The 14612-nt window shown below is 66.6% G+C and carries 15 protein-coding genes; 7 read left to right on the top strand and 8 right to left on the bottom strand.

Annotated elements, in window-relative coordinates:
- The first annotated feature begins 16 nt into the window (after window positions 1-16).
- Window positions 17-889: an HpcH/HpaI aldolase/citrate lyase family protein gene (locus FRF71_RS04045; RefSeq protein WP_147089355.1), complete on the top strand. Its 873-nt coding sequence runs from the start codon at window positions 17-19 to the stop codon at window positions 887-889.
- Window positions 890-892: 3 nt separating this feature from the next.
- On the opposite strand, the gene nadA is transcribed toward FRF71_RS04045, so the two are convergent.
- The 4 genes from nadA to FRF71_RS04025 form a co-directional block, all read right to left on the bottom strand.
- Window positions 893-1879, bottom strand: coding sequence for a quinolinate synthase NadA (gene nadA, locus FRF71_RS04040; RefSeq protein ID WP_147089354.1), 987 nt, complete (start codon window positions 1877-1879; stop codon window positions 893-895).
- A gap of 6 nt (window positions 1880-1885) precedes the next feature.
- Entirely contained in the window at window positions 1886-2686 is an 801-nt protein-coding gene (locus FRF71_RS04035; RefSeq protein ID WP_192900029.1) for a hypothetical protein, read from the bottom strand.
- A 179-nt stretch (window positions 2687-2865) separates the two neighbouring features.
- Window positions 2866-3507: a DUF4230 domain-containing protein gene (locus FRF71_RS04030; RefSeq protein ID WP_147089353.1), complete on the bottom strand. Its 642-nt coding sequence runs from the start codon at window positions 3505-3507 to the stop codon at window positions 2866-2868.
- A complete protein-coding gene (locus FRF71_RS04025) occupies window positions 3489-4412 on the bottom strand; it encodes an MBL fold metallo-hydrolase (protein ID WP_147089352.1) in 924 nt (307 codons plus the stop codon). Before FRF71_RS04025 ends, FRF71_RS04030 begins: the two co-directional genes overlap by 19 nt.
- A gap of 163 nt (window positions 4413-4575) precedes the next feature.
- Between FRF71_RS04025 and glpK the strand changes: the two genes are divergently transcribed.
- Window positions 4576-6039 (top strand): glycerol kinase GlpK, encoded by a 1464-nt coding sequence (glpK, locus tag FRF71_RS04020; protein ID WP_147089351.1) that lies wholly within the window; start codon window positions 4576-4578, stop codon window positions 6037-6039.
- A 1-nt stretch (window position 6040) separates the two neighbouring features.
- Here glpK and FRF71_RS04015 read toward each other — a convergent pair whose 3' ends face one another.
- Complete coding sequence (locus FRF71_RS04015) at window positions 6041-6502, bottom strand: DUF1465 family protein (protein WP_147089350.1); 462 nt, start codon at window positions 6500-6502, stop codon at window positions 6041-6043.
- A 111-nt stretch (window positions 6503-6613) separates the two neighbouring features.
- Window positions 6614-6811: a YdcH family protein gene (locus FRF71_RS04010; protein WP_147089349.1), complete on the bottom strand. Its 198-nt coding sequence runs from the start codon at window positions 6809-6811 to the stop codon at window positions 6614-6616.
- Window positions 6812-7006: 195 nt separating this feature from the next.
- Between FRF71_RS04010 and FRF71_RS04005 the strand changes: the two genes are divergently transcribed.
- From FRF71_RS04005 to tilS, 5 genes are all read left to right on the top strand, one after another.
- Complete coding sequence (locus tag FRF71_RS04005) at window positions 7007-7162, top strand: YdcH family protein (protein WP_147089348.1); 156 nt, start codon at window positions 7007-7009, stop codon at window positions 7160-7162.
- A 210-nt stretch (window positions 7163-7372) separates the two neighbouring features.
- Window positions 7373-9646, top strand: coding sequence for a phosphoenolpyruvate--protein phosphotransferase (gene ptsP, locus FRF71_RS04000; protein ID WP_147089347.1), 2274 nt, complete (start codon window positions 7373-7375; stop codon window positions 9644-9646).
- 154 nt (window positions 9647-9800) lie between these two features.
- Window positions 9801-10760 carry a helix-turn-helix domain-containing protein gene (locus tag FRF71_RS03995; protein WP_147089346.1) on the top strand — a complete coding sequence of 320 codons (960 nt, stop codon included), beginning with the start codon at window positions 9801-9803 and terminating at the stop codon, window positions 10758-10760.
- 101 nt (window positions 10761-10861) lie between these two features.
- Entirely contained in the window at window positions 10862-11920 is a 1059-nt protein-coding gene (locus FRF71_RS03990) for a tetratricopeptide repeat protein (RefSeq protein WP_147089345.1), read from the top strand.
- Window positions 11889-12863, top strand: coding sequence for a tRNA lysidine(34) synthetase TilS (gene tilS, locus FRF71_RS03985; protein WP_147089344.1), 975 nt, complete (start codon window positions 11889-11891; stop codon window positions 12861-12863). The genes FRF71_RS03990 and tilS overlap by 32 nt, the downstream gene beginning before the upstream one ends.
- Here the strand turns inward: tilS and FRF71_RS03980 are convergent.
- Both FRF71_RS03980 and FRF71_RS03975 read right to left on the bottom strand, forming a co-directional pair.
- Window positions 12860-13510: a 2-hydroxychromene-2-carboxylate isomerase gene (locus FRF71_RS03980; RefSeq protein ID WP_147089343.1), complete on the bottom strand. Its 651-nt coding sequence runs from the start codon at window positions 13508-13510 to the stop codon at window positions 12860-12862. The genes tilS and FRF71_RS03980 overlap by 4 nt on opposite strands.
- Window positions 13507-14550 (bottom strand): NAD(P)-dependent alcohol dehydrogenase, encoded by a 1044-nt coding sequence (locus tag FRF71_RS03975; protein WP_147089342.1) that lies wholly within the window; start codon window positions 14548-14550, stop codon window positions 13507-13509. Before FRF71_RS03975 ends, FRF71_RS03980 begins: the two co-directional genes overlap by 4 nt.
- Window positions 14551-14612 lie beyond the last annotated feature (62 nt).

The following is a 14612-nucleotide window of genomic DNA, read 5'->3' as shown; positions in this document are numbered from 1 at the left end:
GGAAAGGGACGCAACCATGCAGCAAAGGTCGTGGCTGTTCGTTCCGGGTGACAGCGAGAAGAAGCTGGGCAAGGCGGCCGATACCGGGGCCGACGTGATTATCGTCGATCTTGAGGACTCGGTCGCCATCGCCAACAAGAACCAGGCCCGGCAGCTGGCCTGCGCCTGGTTTGCCCGCCAGCGGCACGTGGCCCCATTCGGGCGCTGGGTGCGGATCAACGCGCTCGACAGCCAGATGTGGCGCGATGATCTGGCCGCGGTCATGCCCGGGGCGCCGGACGGCATCATGCTGCCCAAGTCGGCCGGGCCGGAATCGATCCAGACCCTTGCGGCAGAACTCTACGAGCTTGAGGGGCGCTGCGGCATCGCTTCTGGCTCGACCCGAATCCTGGCCTTGGTCAGCGAGACAGCTGAAGCCGCGATCACAATTCCCAGCTATGCCACGGCATCGCTGCCGCGCCTCCACGGGCTGGTCTGGGGCGGAGAAGACCTCTCCGCCGCGATCGGTGCTGCGCGCAAGTATGATGCTGCTGGCCGCTGGACCGATGCCTTCCGCTATGTCCGTGTCCAGACGCTGCTGACGGCCCACGCCAAGGGCGTGCTGCCGCTCGATACGCTCCACGCCGATTTTGCCGACCTCGAAGGCCTCAAGCGCCTGGCCGAGGAAGCCCGCGCCGATGGCTTTGGCGGGATGCTGGCGATCCACCCGGCGCAGGTCCCGGTGATCAACGCCGCCTTCACGCCGAGCGAGGAAGAGCTGGTCCACGCCCGCGCGGTGATCGCCGCCTTTGCCGCCCAGCCCAATGCCGGGACGCTGCAGATCGACGGCAAAATGATCGACCGCCCGCACCTAGTGCTGGCGAAGCGGCTGCTCGGGATAACGGATTAGGGGTCAGGCGGGCCCCAGATCGCCCTTGCCCACAGTGCCGCTGGCCATCGCCAGCATGGCGTCGAGGCTCTTCTTGGCGGCGAGGCGCAAGGACTCTTCGATCTCGATCTGCGGCTGGAGGTCGCGCAGGGCGACGTAGAGCTTCTCGAGCGTATTGAGCGCCATGTAGGGGCAGATGTTGCAGTTGCAGTTCCCGTCGGCCCCAGGGGCGCCGATGAAGGTCTTTTCGGGGATCGCCAGCTGCATCTGGTGGATGATGTGCGGCTCGGTCGCGACGATCAGGGTATCGCCGGGGAAGGTCTTGGCGAACTGCAGGATGCCGCTGGTCGAACCGACATAGTCAGCGTGGTCAACGATGGTCGGTGGGCATTCGGGGTGGGCGGCAATCGGCGCACCGGGGTGCTGGGCCTTGAGCTTGAGCAGCTCGGTTTCGCTGAATGCCTCATGGACGATGCAGACCCCCGGCCAGAGCAGCATATCGCGCCCGAACTTGCGATTGAGATAGCCGCCAAGGTGCCGGTCCGGCCCGAAGATGATCTTCTGCTCGGGCGGAATCTGGGCAAGGATCGTTTCGGCGCTGGAACTGGTGACGATCACGTCGGACAGCGCCTTCACCTCGGTCGAGCAGTTGATATAGGTCAGCGCAATGTGATCGGGGTGCGCCTCGCGGAAAGCCTTGAACTTCTCGGGCGGGCACGAATCCTCAAGAGAGCATCCGGCGTCGAGATCGGGCAGGATCACGATCTTCTGCGGGCTCAGGATCTTGGCCGTATCGGCCATGAACTTGACCCCGCAGAAGGCGATCACATCGGCATCGGTTGCCGCAGCCTTTTTCGACAGCTCCAGGCTGTCCCCCACGAAGTCCGCCAGGTCCTGGATTTCAGGCTTCTGGTAATAATGCGCCAGGATCACCGCGTTGCGCTCCTTGCGCAGGCGTTCGATTTCGGCGCGGACGTCGATTCCGGCGAGGTTCGTGGGCTGTGCTGTCATACCCGCCTAAGTGGCGGGTCCGCGCCCCGTGCGCAAGGTGCTATCCGGCGGCGGCGGGAATTCCAGCCCGGCGACATGTTCGCCCGGATAGCCCGCGACAACCGCTTCATAGACTGCGTTGCCGATCGCCGAGTGGGCCAGCAGCTGGGCGCCGACCAGATTGACGGCGAGGCCGGCAAAGCCGAACCACCAGGCCGGGTGGATTGCCTTGCTGACCCGCCAATCGCGGATCATGCCGGCAATCAGGAACACGGTAGTCGCCAGGCCTGCCGCTTCGAAGGCATAGGGAATCAGCAGCGGCATCGGCAGCAGGCGGCCAAAGGCCGGTCCGGTCAGCAGGGTCATGGCGCAGATGTGCAGGCGCGCGTGCCAGTCCGTCTCGCGGCGCTTGCTTACTGCGAAGGCCGTCAGCGCGATAAAGCAGATCAGCGTCAGCGGATCGGCGAAGAGGAAGTGCTGCGGCTGAAAGAAGAACGGCACAGTGGCGTTGCGGGTCATGGCCACGATCACCACCATCGCCGCCGCCATCATCGCCGCGATCCAGAACAGCGCCAGCCAGCCAAGTGTGCGGTGCAGGGCGATTGGCCCGCGTGTGGCGAGCCAGCTTTGCGTGACGAAGATTGCCACCCAGCCCATGAACAGGACAGCGTGGGCGTGGACTCTGAGCGGCGAGGCAAAGGTCGATCGTCCGGCCAGGAACTGAACCGAAAAGCCCAGCACCACGGTCAGCGCCATGATGATCGCCAGGGTACTGAAGAAGCGTTCGCCCTTCGCGGGCTCGTCATATGTTGCGGCAGCAGTAGCCATGGAATTCTCCCCATCCATGTCGCGCGACCAACTGCGGGGCAGTTTGCCACGGAATGGCAGGAGGGGGAAGAGGCCCTACAAGGCGTCGTCACCCCGGACTTGATCCGGGGTCCCGCTTTTTTGCTCGCTCGGGAAGGTCAGCGGGACCCCGGGTCAAGCCCGGGGTGACGGGTGTGAGTTTACTGCTGCGCTTCGCCTGCAAACCGCACGACGACCGTTGCCGCTGGGTGACCGCTGACTTGCAAGGGCGCCGAAAGGTTCTGCCGCACGGCATCCTTGGCGGCGGCGCGGGCCAGGTTCATCAGCACCGGGTTGGCCGCCTGCTGGACCGCCTGCTGCTCAGCCAGTTTGGTGTTGGCGCGGGTCAGGTCATCCTGGGCGGTGCGGGTGATCCACACGCCTTCGCGCAGGTACTGGGCGCGGCCTTCATCGAGGTTGGGGCGCGAGACGGTGAGCGGCGGCAGGGTGACGGTCAGCCGCTGAGCGGCCTCGTCCCAGGCCATGCTGGCGCGGGTCATTTTGGAGAGGTCGAGCGTGTAGTCGACCCTGGCCGGGATCACCGCGATCTGGCGGCTGGTAAGCAGGCCCAGCAGGCGCTCGTCGTCCGACGCGACCACCGGGGCAAGCTGCGCCGAAAACACCGTCAAGCGGTTGGCTTTCTCGAATGCAGCCAAGCTGGTTGCCAGCGGATCGCCATAGGGCGAGGGTCCGAATGCGCGCCACAGCAGCCATGCACCAAGCGCCAAGTTCGCGAGGATCAACCCCAGCGGCAGCCAGGACGGGGTCTTGCGCGCCAGTTCGGTCAGCTCGCCATCCGCCATGTCTCGTCCTCGCAAGTAACGCGCCCCTGCCGCTCCAGATCGACCAGGTGTGCCAGGACCGAGCGGCCCGCCGCGCCGGTCAGCCGCGGGTCGAGCCCCTTGTACATCACCGCAACCATCGCCGGGATCTGCTGCGGTCCGGTGGCCAGCAGCTTTACGATCTGCGCTTCGCGGCTGCGGCGGTGGCCCAGCATCCCGCGCACCAGCTGGCGCGGCTTGTCGACTGCCGGACCATGCGCCGGGTAAAGCCGCGTGTCATCGCGGTCATAGAGCTTCTGCAGGCTCGCCATATAGGCGCTCATATCGCCATCGGGCGGCGAGACCACGCTGGTCGACCAGGCCATGACATGATCGCCGGTGAACAGCGCCCTGCTTTCTACCAGGCTGTAGCACAGGTGGTTGCTGGTATGGCCGGGGGTGGCCACCGCCTCGATCGTCCAGTCGGGGCCGCTGATCCGCTCGCCATCGGCAAGGATGCGGTCGGGCGCATAGCTATGATCGAATGCAGAGTCGGCACGCGGTCCGTCATCGTTGAGGCTCAGCGGCGCACAGCCGATGATCGGCGCGCCGGTCAGCGCCTTGAGCGGAGCGGCGGCGGGGGAATGGTCGCGGTGGGTGTGGGTGCAAAGGATCGCGGTGATCTTTGCTGCGCCAACGGCCGCCAGGATCGCTTCGACATGACCGACGCCGTTAGTGTCCGCTCCCTTGAACGGGCTCGGCTCGCTGCCGATGCTGCCATCGGCCGGGCCGGGATCGATCACAGCCACCTCGCTGCCCGCGCCGACGATATAGGTCTGCGTACCGGTGAAGGTATAGGGCGAAGGGTTGGGCGCTAGCACGCGCCGCACCAGCGGTTCGCATTGCTCCGAAAGGCCGGTCGGCCAAGGCTTGGCGGGAATGTCCATCGTGGGGGATATGGGCATTCGACCCGCAGGTGTCGACCCTTGTTCTCCCCTCCCGCTTGCGGGAGGGGTCGGGGGAGGGCATGTTAGGCAAGCAGGAGGGCACACCTGACAGACCCTCCCCTGACCCCTCCCGCAGGCGGGAGGGGGATTTGTGTGAGAGAGCATGACCGATCTGATCCTTGTCCTCGACGCCGGCACCACTTCGACCCGCGCAATGCTGTTCAGCCCAGATGGGGCGCTCAAGGGCGTCGCGCAGCAGGAGCTGACCCAGTACTATCCGCAGCCGGGGTGGGTCGAACATGACGCCGCCGAGATCTGGGACAAGACCCTGGCCTGCGCGCGCCAGGTGGTCGAGGCGGCCGGTGGGGCCGCCCACGTCGCCGCGATCGGAATCACCAACCAGCGCGAAACGGTCGTGGCCTGGGACAAGACCACGGGCCAGCCGCTGCACAATGCGCTGGTCTGGCAGGATCGCCGCACTGCCGATTTCTGCGCAAACCTGCGTGATGCCGGGCAGGAACCGGTGGTCCAGGCGGCGACCGGGCTGCTGCTCGATCCCTATTTCTCGGGCACCAAGATGCGCTGGGTGGTCCAGCATGTACCGGCCGTGGCGGAAGCAGCAGCAGCCGGGCGGCTGGCGCTGGGGACGGTCGAATCCTGGCTGACCTGGAAGCTGTCGGGCGGCGCCCACGTTACCGACGCCAGCAACGCCAGCCGCACGCTGTTGCTGCCGCTCGCGGGAAGCACTTGGGACGCGGGCCTCTGCGACCTGTTCGGTGTGCCGCAAGCCGCGCTGCCCGAGGTGGTCGACAACGCCGGGCGGTTTGCGGCCACCACCCGCGACCTGTTCGGCGCGGCGATCCCGATTGCCGGCCTGGTTGGCGATCAGCAGAGTGCGACGATCGGCCAGGGTTGCCTCAACCCCGGCGAGACCAAGGCGACTTATGGCACCGGGGCTTTCGTCCTGGCCAACATGGGGCAGGAAGTGCCGCGCTCGGGCCACCGGCTGCTCGGCACCGTGCTGTGCCAGCTCGGCGGCACTCGGACCTATGCGCTCGAAGGCTCGGTTTTCGTCGCCGGCAGCCTGGTCCAGTGGCTGCGCGACAGCCTGGGCATCATTGCCTCGGCGCCCGAGACCGAGGCGCTGGCGCGTTCCGTGCCGGACAGCGGCGGGGTGACGATCGTGCCGGCGCTATCCGGCCTTGGCGCCCCGCACTGGCGGCCAGATGCCCGTGCGGCGATCACCGGCATGAGCTTTTCGACCACCCGGGCCCATGTTGCCCGCGCGGCGCTGGAAGCCATGGCGATGCAGACGGCGGACCTTGCCGCAGCCTTCGCTGCCGATGGCGCCGGTTGGACCGCACTCAGGATCGATGGCGGGATGAGCGCCAACGACTGGATGGCGCAGGACCTGGCCGACGTGCTGCGCGTGCCGGTCGAGCGGCCGGAATTTGTCGAGACGACGGCATTGGGGGCGGCAATGCTGGCAGCGGTCGGGGTTGGCCTGCATGGCTCGTTGGGCGATGCCGCCGCGGCCATGCGCGGCGCGATTCAGCGGTTCATGCCGGGGAATGAGCCCGGTGCGGAGCGGCGCGCTGCCTGGGACCGCGCGTTGCTGGCAACTTGATTTAGCCCCGCGCGCTGCGGGTCAGGCGCTCGCGCAGCGCGGCAACCGCGCTGGGGGCATTGGGATCGCGTTCGCGCCAGCTCGCGTCGATCCGCTTCAGGCGCGCATGGAACCGTTCGGTCGCCTCGATCAGCGACCGCGTTTCAGGTTCGATCAGGGCCAGCCGGGCCGGATCGCTTTCGGGATGGTCGACCAGCTTGCCATAGCGATGAAGCTGGAATTCCGAGAGCTCGCCATTGAAAAAGGCACGATGGTTCAGCAGCCAGGCGACCGAATGCATCATCCTGGTGGTCGTGCGCAATGCCTCACACGACAGGGCGATGGTCGCGGCATCTTCGTAGCCGCTGACAGCCTCAAGCCGGCCCGACAGGCTAAAGGCTTGGCGCACCTCGTCCGACAGAACCAGAGCCTCGCAGTACAGGCCTTCCACGATCCGCGGGTTTATGTTCGTTGGCGAACCCATGACTGCCCGCGTAACTCCGGTGTCTCGCGTTTGTCACCGTCAATTAATATCGTTTTGGTGCGCAATTCTGCACTGTCCCGACGGGGGACGCTTTCGTTTGCTGGCGACGGGTCACGCAATGATGTCGGGGATCAGGTAATCCTCCAGCATCGCGATCTGGTCCTTGAGGCGCAGCTTGCGCTTCTTGAGGCGCGCGATCTGGAGCTGGTCGGTGCCGCCGGCGCTGCTTAGCGCATCGATCGCCGCGTCCAAGTCGCGGTGCTCGATCCGCAGCATTTCCAGCCGCTTCTTCAGCTCCTCTTCGCTCACCAATACCTCCCTTTACCCGGCCAGGCGCGGCGGGGATGCGCCCTGCCGCAAGTGCCTCAACTGAGTGCTTCGCAAGATAGGCTTAATATGCTTCCATGACAATTGCAGTGACCCCCGACGGCTACCGAGTCGGGAAAGCGATCTCGGTCCGGAAGATGGTCCTGCCCCCTGGGGGCATACGGAGGAGTATCGCCAATGGAAACGTCGCATGTCAGTGCCTTGCAGCTCAAGCACGCCGGCCTTGAACGGCAGATCCAGGATGAGCTGAACCGACCCTTGCCTGACCTTGCGATGATCCAGCAACTCAAGCGTCGCAAGCTGCGCATCAAGGAAGAGCTGGCGCACATCTAGCCCAATCTGCCCTCGCACGCGATCGGTGGCGGTTTGGCCCGCCGCCGGTCAGCGTGGCCGGAAAGAAGCCCGGTGGGCCAGCGGAACGCGATCAATGTGCCGCAACTGTTGCCAGCGACAGCATGGCTGAATGGGCCTGTTCGCAGGAAATACGGTTGCGGGACATCGCCGCGCGTTTGCTTGGCGTGCAGTTTGGGCTAGCACTGCGTCATGCCTGCTTCCGCCGCCTCGGCCGCCCGCACGATCCTGACGCGCCTGCACGATGTCATGGCGTCGCGCAGCCATGCCCAGGCGAAGCTCAACACCGTGGTCGAAGTGATCGGCGAGGGCCTCGATAGCGAGGTCTGCTCGGTCTACCTGCTGCGCGAAGGGATGCTGGAACTGTTCGCCACGCGCGGCCTGGCGCAAGAGGCGGTCCATGTCACCCGCATGGCCGTGGGGGAAGGACTGGTCGGCACGATCGCCCAGAACACCGAGATGCTCAACCTGGCCGAAGCGACGGCCCACCCGGACTTCTCCTATCGCCCCGAAACGGGCGAGGAAAAGTTCCACTCCTTTGCGGGGGTGCCGATCGTCCGGCGCGAGCGGGCAGTGGGCGTGCTCTGCGTCCAGCATGCCGAGCCGCGCCGTTATGAAGAGGTCGAGATCGAGGCGCTCCAGACCGTCGCGATGGTGCTGTCCGAAGTGATCGCCAACGCCGGCCTGGTTGACGAGGAAGAGGCCCTGCTCAGCCCGGCACTGACCGGGCCGCAACGCCTGCCCGGCCTGGCGCTGGTCAAAGGGCTGGCAATCGGCGCGGCAGTGTTCCACCAGCCGCGGATCACGATCGAACATGTCATGGCCGAGGACCGCGATGCCGAGCTGAGCCGCGTCTACCTCGCCTTTGACAAGATGCGCGAACAGATTGACCGGATGGCCAGCCAGGCCGAATTCGGCGTGGGCGGCGAGCACGAGGAAGTGCTCGAGACCTACAAGATGTTCGCTTACGACGAAGGCTGGAGCCGCCGGATCATCGAGGCGATTGACAGCGGGCTGACCGCCGAGGCCGCGATCGAGCGGGTTCAGCAGCGCACCCGGATGCGGATGCGGCAGATCGACGATCCGCTGCTGGCCGACCGGATGCACGACCTGGAGGATCTCTCCAACCGCCTGCTGCGGATTGTCTCGGGCCAGATGGGCACGGCGGCGACCATGGGACTGAAGCAGGACGCGATCCTGATCGCCCGCAATCTTGGTCCGGCTGAGCTGCTTGAATATGACAAGCGCCGCCTGAAGGGCGTGGTGCTGGAGGAAGGCTCGCTCACCGCGCACGTGGTGATCGTGGCGCGGGCGATGGGTATTCCGGTGCTGGGCCGGGTGCGATCGCTGCGCGGCGCGATCCGCGAGGGCGATCTGCTGCTGCTCGATGCCGATGCCGGGCACGTCACGGCGCGGCCGCAACCGGCCGTGGTCGATGCCTTCGAAGCGCGCTTTGCCAAAAGCAAGGAGCGCCAGGCAGCCTATGCCAAGCTGCGCGACGTGGAGCCCTTCACCCGCTGTGGCACGCGCATCACGGTGATGATGAATGCCGGCCTGCGCGACGATATGCCGGGGCTGGCGCTGACTGGCGCCGACGGGATCGGGCTGTTCCGTACCGAGTTCCAGTTCCTGGTTTCCGCCACCCTGCCCGCGCGCGAACGCCAGACCCGGCTCTATCGCGACGTGCTGGACGCGGCTGGCGACAAGCCGGTGGTATTCCGCACGGTCGACATCGGCGGCGATAAGGTCCTTCCGTACCTGCGCCACAACGACGGCGAGAGCGAAGAGAACCCGGCGATGGGCTGGCGCGCGCTGCGCGTAGCGCTGGAACGCGGCGGGCTGCTCAAGGTCCAGGCGCGTTCGCTGCTCGAAGCGGCCGGGGGGCGGACGCTTAACGTCATGTTCCCGATGGTCACCGAACCCTGGGAGTTCGATGCCGCGCGCGAGGTGTTCGAAAGCCAGCTGGCCTACCTCAAGACCCAGAAGAAGCTGCTGCCCGAAGCGATCCGCTATGGCGCGATGCTGGAAGTGCCGGCGCTGGCCGAACAGCTTGACGTGCTGGCCCCCAAGCTGTCGTTCCTCTCGATCGGCACCAATGACCTGACCCAGTTCCTATTCGCCGCCGATCGCGCCAATCCCAAGCTGGCCGAGCGCTATGACTGGCTGAGCCCGGCGATCCTGCGCTTCCTGAAGCGCGTGATCCAGGGTGTGGCCGGGCACAGTGTCGACGTTACCGTCTGCGGCGAAATGGGCGGGCGCCGGCTCGAGGCGCTGGCTCTGCTCGGGATCGGCATCCGCCGCCTCTCGATCACCCCGGCGAGCGTCGGCCCGATCAAGGAGCTGGTCCGCAAGATTGATCTGGACGAGATCGGCAAGGCGATGAACGGCTGGCTGATGGCCCCACCGCCTTCACTGCGCCAGGCGCTGGTCGATTGGGCCCAGCAGCGCGGTATTGACTGTGACTAGGGCAGCGCTGTCCCCGGCTTGCCGCAGATAGCCGCCAGACTGTCGCTCTCTTTATTCCGGGCCAAGCAATTTCCGTTGACTTGGGGCAGCAAAGCGGGATGGTCCCCTTCGCGGGGCACAGATCGCAAAAGACAGTACTGCTGCCGGGGTCGTAATGATTGATGATGAACAGCAAGAGGCTGAATTGCCTCTGGAAAGCGCCGGAGCGCAGCTGACACGCGCGCGCCAGGCGGCGGGCAAGTCGCTGGCCGATATCTCCAAGGTCACCAAGATCTCCGAACGGCAGCTCGCGGCGATCGAGGCGGGCAATTTTGCCGCGCTGCCATCGCGCGCCTATGCAGTTGGCTTTACCCGGACTTACGCCAAGGCGGTTGGCCTCGACAGCGCGGCCGTGATCGATCTGGTGCGCGAAGAACTGGCCCGGCTCGACCCCGATCATGCCCGCCGGACCGTGCCAGCCTTCGAACCCGGCGATCCTGCACGCCTGCCCGGCCGGCGGGTGGCCTGGTATGCCGCAGCCGGTCTGGCGGTGGTCATGCTGGTCGGGTTCCTGGTCTGGCCCAATCTCTATGCCCCGGGCGGCTCGCTGCCTTCGATCCTGCCAAGCGCAACGCCCAGCGCCGCCGCGCCGGTGGCGGCACCGGCTCCAGCGCCGGCCAACGGTCCGGTGGTATTCACTGCAACGCGCGATCAGGTCTGGGTGCGCTTTGCCGATGGCAACGGTCAGCAACTGCTGCAAAAGGTCCTGGCGCTGGGTGAAAGCTGGACCGTGCCGGAGAATGCCGGGGCAGTCACCCTGACCACGGCCCGACCCGATGGTCTGGCGGTGACCATTGCCGGCCGCATCGTGCCCCCGTTGTCGGATCGCGAACAGACCATGCGCGACGTGCCCGTAACTGCTGCTGCCCTGCTGGCGCGAGGGACCGGGCCAGTGGCGGCTCCGCTTGCGAGCCCGGCACCGGTAACCACCAGCGCGGCCAACCCGCCGCGGCGCGAGAGCCGCCCGGTCGCCGAACCGCGGACCGAGGCGCCGGGTGCCGCTGTCGCCAACCCGGTTGCTGCGCCGGCTTCAGCTCCGCCAGCAGGCACCGGAACTGCGGATACTCAGGGCTGACGCCCTCGACAGGGTTAATTCAGCACGGCTATGCAAATCGAACCCACCGGCAGAAATGCCGGCTTTTGTCGCAAAGCCGCTCGTTTGATGGGAAGAGGTACATGAAGACCTTCGCCGCGATGCACCGCCCGCTGTTGGCCGCACTCGCCGTTGCACTTGCCGCGCCAGTTATCGCGCAAAGCAATGCTACTGATCCCAACGCCGAGGCGCGGATCCGCAAGTTGGAAGCCGAAGTGCGCGCGCTGCAGCGGCAGGTGTTCCCCGGCGGCGATGGCAAGTTCTTTGCGCCGCTGACACAGCCCGGTCAGCCGACCACGGCCGCTAGCGGCACTCCGGCCTCAACCCCGGTGGCCGATCTGCTGGTCCGCGTCGATGCGATCGAGGCGCAGCTTGCCCGCCTGACCGCCCAGCAAGAGGAAGGCGGCAACAAATTGGCTCAGCTGGAGGCCAAGGTTGCAGCGCTGACCCCGGCAGCACCGGCTTCGGTCGCGGCCGTGCCGGCGGAGGTTTCCTCAGCGCCTGCAGCTGTAACCGCCACCAATGGTGCGACCACCAGCGGCAACCTGGCAGCGATGACTGGCGGCGCCTCGGCCCCCAAGCCGACTGTTGCAGTGCCGACTGCCACCGTGCCGACTGCAGCCGCCACCCCAACGCCAAAGCCGGCCGCGACCAAGCCGGCTGCGACCAAGCCGACCGCCACTGCAAAGCCGGCCGTGCCATCGGCTGCGCGACTTGCCGCTGTCCGCGCGATCGAAAAGCCCAAGACTGCCGACGTGGGGGATGACGAATACTCCTATGGCTTCCGCCTGTGGGAAGCCAAGTTCTATCCCGAGGCGCAGCAGCAACTTAAGCTGTTCCTGGAAAAGTACCCGCGTCACCAGCGCCGCTCGTTCGCGCGCAACCTGCTGGGACGCGCGCTCCTTGACGAAGGCAAGCCGGATGAGGCGCAGAAGTGGTTCCTGGAAAACTACAAGGATAAGCAGTTCCGCGACCGCGCGGCTGACAGCGTGCTGTTCTTGGCCGAGGCGACCAAGCGCCAGAAGGACACCGCGCGTGCCTGCATCGCGCTGGCCCAGTTCGTTGACGAGTTCCCCAACGAAGCCGCTGGCCGCCTGAAAGGGCAGTATGATGCCACCCGCGCCGGGCTCAAGTGCGATTGAGCTGTCAGTCAGCCTGACCGCCCGTTTCGCGTCGGACATTGCTCCGCTGTGGCCGGGCGAGGGGACCCTGGGCCTCGCCGTTTCCGGCGGGCCTGACAGTATCGCGCTGCTGCTTCTGGCCCATGCTGCACTGCCCGGGCGGATCGCCGTGGCCACCGTCGATCATGGGCTGCGCCCTGCCAATGCCGATGAGGCCGCGATGGTCGCGGCCTTGTGCACTCGGCTGGGCGTGCCGCATGCGACTTTGCCGGTGACCCTGGCTGAAGGCAATATCCAGGCCGAGGCCCGCGCCGCGCGCTATGCCGCGCTCGCGGAGTGGATGGGGCTGCAGTCGATCGCCACGCTGGCGACGGCGCACCATGCCGATGATCAGGCAGAAACGCTGCTGCTGCGGCTAAACCGGGGCAGCGGGGTGGCGGGGCTCGCCGGCGTCCGGGCGCGCGGCCAGGTCCCGGGGACACGGCTGCCGCTGGTGCGCCCGCTGCTCGGCTGGCGGCGTTTTGAATTGAGCCAGGTGGTTATGGCAGCGGGCCTGGTTGCGGCGGATGACCCCTCGAACCGCGATGACCGGTTCGATCGGGTGCGGCTGCGCAAGGCGCTGGTCGAGGCCGATTGGATCGATGTCCCGGCCCTGGCCGCCAGCGCCGCGCATCTTGCCGATGCCGATGCCGCGCTGGACTGGGCCACCGTTCGCGAATGGCAGGACTGCGTGACCCGCGCGCCGCTAGGGCTGGTCTATCGTCCGCAGGCCCCGCGCGCGATCGCGCTCAGGGTGATGGCCCGGATCATCACCGAACTGGATGGCGAGATCCCGCGCGGCAGCGCTGTGGCCCGGCTGTTCGAGCGCCTGGTGGCGCGTCAGCCGGCCTCGATCGGCAACCTTGTGGCACGGCCCTTGCCCGAGGGCTGGAGCTTTTCCCGCGCCCCGGCGCGGCGGGCCTAGCGCCGCGCCATCCCCTGCTGCTCCATCCGCCAGACCAGCTGGTCATAGCGGTCCTGGCCGAAGAAAGGTTCACCCTGATAGACCATCAGCGGCACACCATAGTGTCCGCCCAGTCGCTGGTCGGCCTCGTTCTGCTTGATCACTGCGTCAAGCCGCTCGGCCTCCGCTTCCTGCGCTGCATCCATCTCGGCCAGATCGCAGCCGGCGCTGGCCAGGGCCTTGGCAAGGTGGTCACCTTCGTGCCAGCCGTCGGTCTCACCCGACCAGATCAGGTGGCTGATTGCCCGCAGCACCGGCAGGCCCTTGCCCCGTTCCGCCGCCAGCACGCCAAGGCGGGTCAGGCGGTGGATATAGGGCTGCTCCTTGGGATAGGTCCGCGTGGCATAGTCCATGACAACCGGATCAGGCCGCGGCCAGCGCAGGGTCAGCCCGGCAAATTCGGCGCTGCGCACGCAGTCGCGCATCAGGTAGCTGAACCACAGCGGGTCAGCCTGGGCGAAAAAGTCCGGCTGGCGCACGGCAATGGGCAGGACGGGGCGAACATTGACCTGCGCGTCCCAGTCGCGCTCCAGCTCGATCAGCTTGGGCACAACGATATAGGAGTAAGGCGAACGGAACGACCAGTAGAGGTCAACAGTGTGGGTCATAGCGTGCTCATGTCGATAACGAAGCGGTACTTTACGTCGGCCTTTTCCATCCGCTCATAGGCGCGGTTGATCTCGGCGATCGGGATCACCTCGATCTCCGCCAGGATGCCCTTCTCGGCGCAGAGATCGAGCATTTCCTGGGTCTGGGCGATCCCGCCGACGCCCGATCCGGCAACGGCCTTCTGCCCGCCCAGCAGCAGGCCGGAATGGAACGGTTCGACCGGCTCGATCATGCCGACGATACACAGTGTGCCCTTGCGGTCGAGCAGGAACAGGTAGCGGGTCAGGTCGTGCTTGACCGGGATCGTATCGAGCAGGAAATCAAACGAGCGGGCGGCTGCGCGCATCGCCTCCTTGTCGGTCGATACCAGCACGTGATCGGCCCCCAGCTTCTTCGCGTCCTCGCCCTTGGCCGGACTGGTGGTGATCATCGTCACCTCCGCCCCCAGCGCCTTGGCGAACTTCACGCCCATATGGCCAAGGCCGCCGAGGCCGATCACGCCGACCCGGCTACCGGGGCCGACGTTCCAGTTCTTCAGCGGACTATAGGTGGTGATCCCGGCGCATAGCAGCGGGGCGGCGGCGGCCATGTCGAGGCTTTCGGGCAGGCGCAGGACATAGGGTTCGGCCACGACGATATTGGCCGAATAGCCGCCATAGGTCGGGGTGCCGTCGATCCGGTCGTGGCTGTTGTAAGTGCCAGTGGTCCCCTCGCGGCAATAGTTCTCCTCGCCATCGTGGCAGGCATCGCACTTGCGGCAGGAATCGACCACGGTGCCGACGGCGACCCGGTCCCCCACCTTGAAGCGGGTGACGCCAGCGCCGACCGCGCTGACCGTGCCGACAATCTCGTGCCCGGGTACGAAGGGATAGGTCGTCCGGCCCCAATCGTTGCGCGCGACGTGGAGATCGGAATGGCAAACCCCGCAGAAGGCAATGTCGATCGCCACGTCCTCGTCGCGCAGCGCCCGGCGATCGATGGTCAGGGCGTTGATACCGGAATCGGGGGCAGTCGCGCCCCAGGCTGCTGTGGCTGTCATCGTCGCTCTCCTGGCAAGCCGTCTGGTCTTTTTGTGGGGGTTGCCGCCCACCTGCTCTCCCG

It is taken from the genome of Novosphingobium ginsenosidimutans (assembly GCF_007954425.1).
GTDB classification, from domain to species: Bacteria; Pseudomonadota; Alphaproteobacteria; order Sphingomonadales; family Sphingomonadaceae; genus Novosphingobium; species Novosphingobium ginsenosidimutans.
This window is presented reverse-complemented; position numbering and strand designations above follow the sequence as displayed.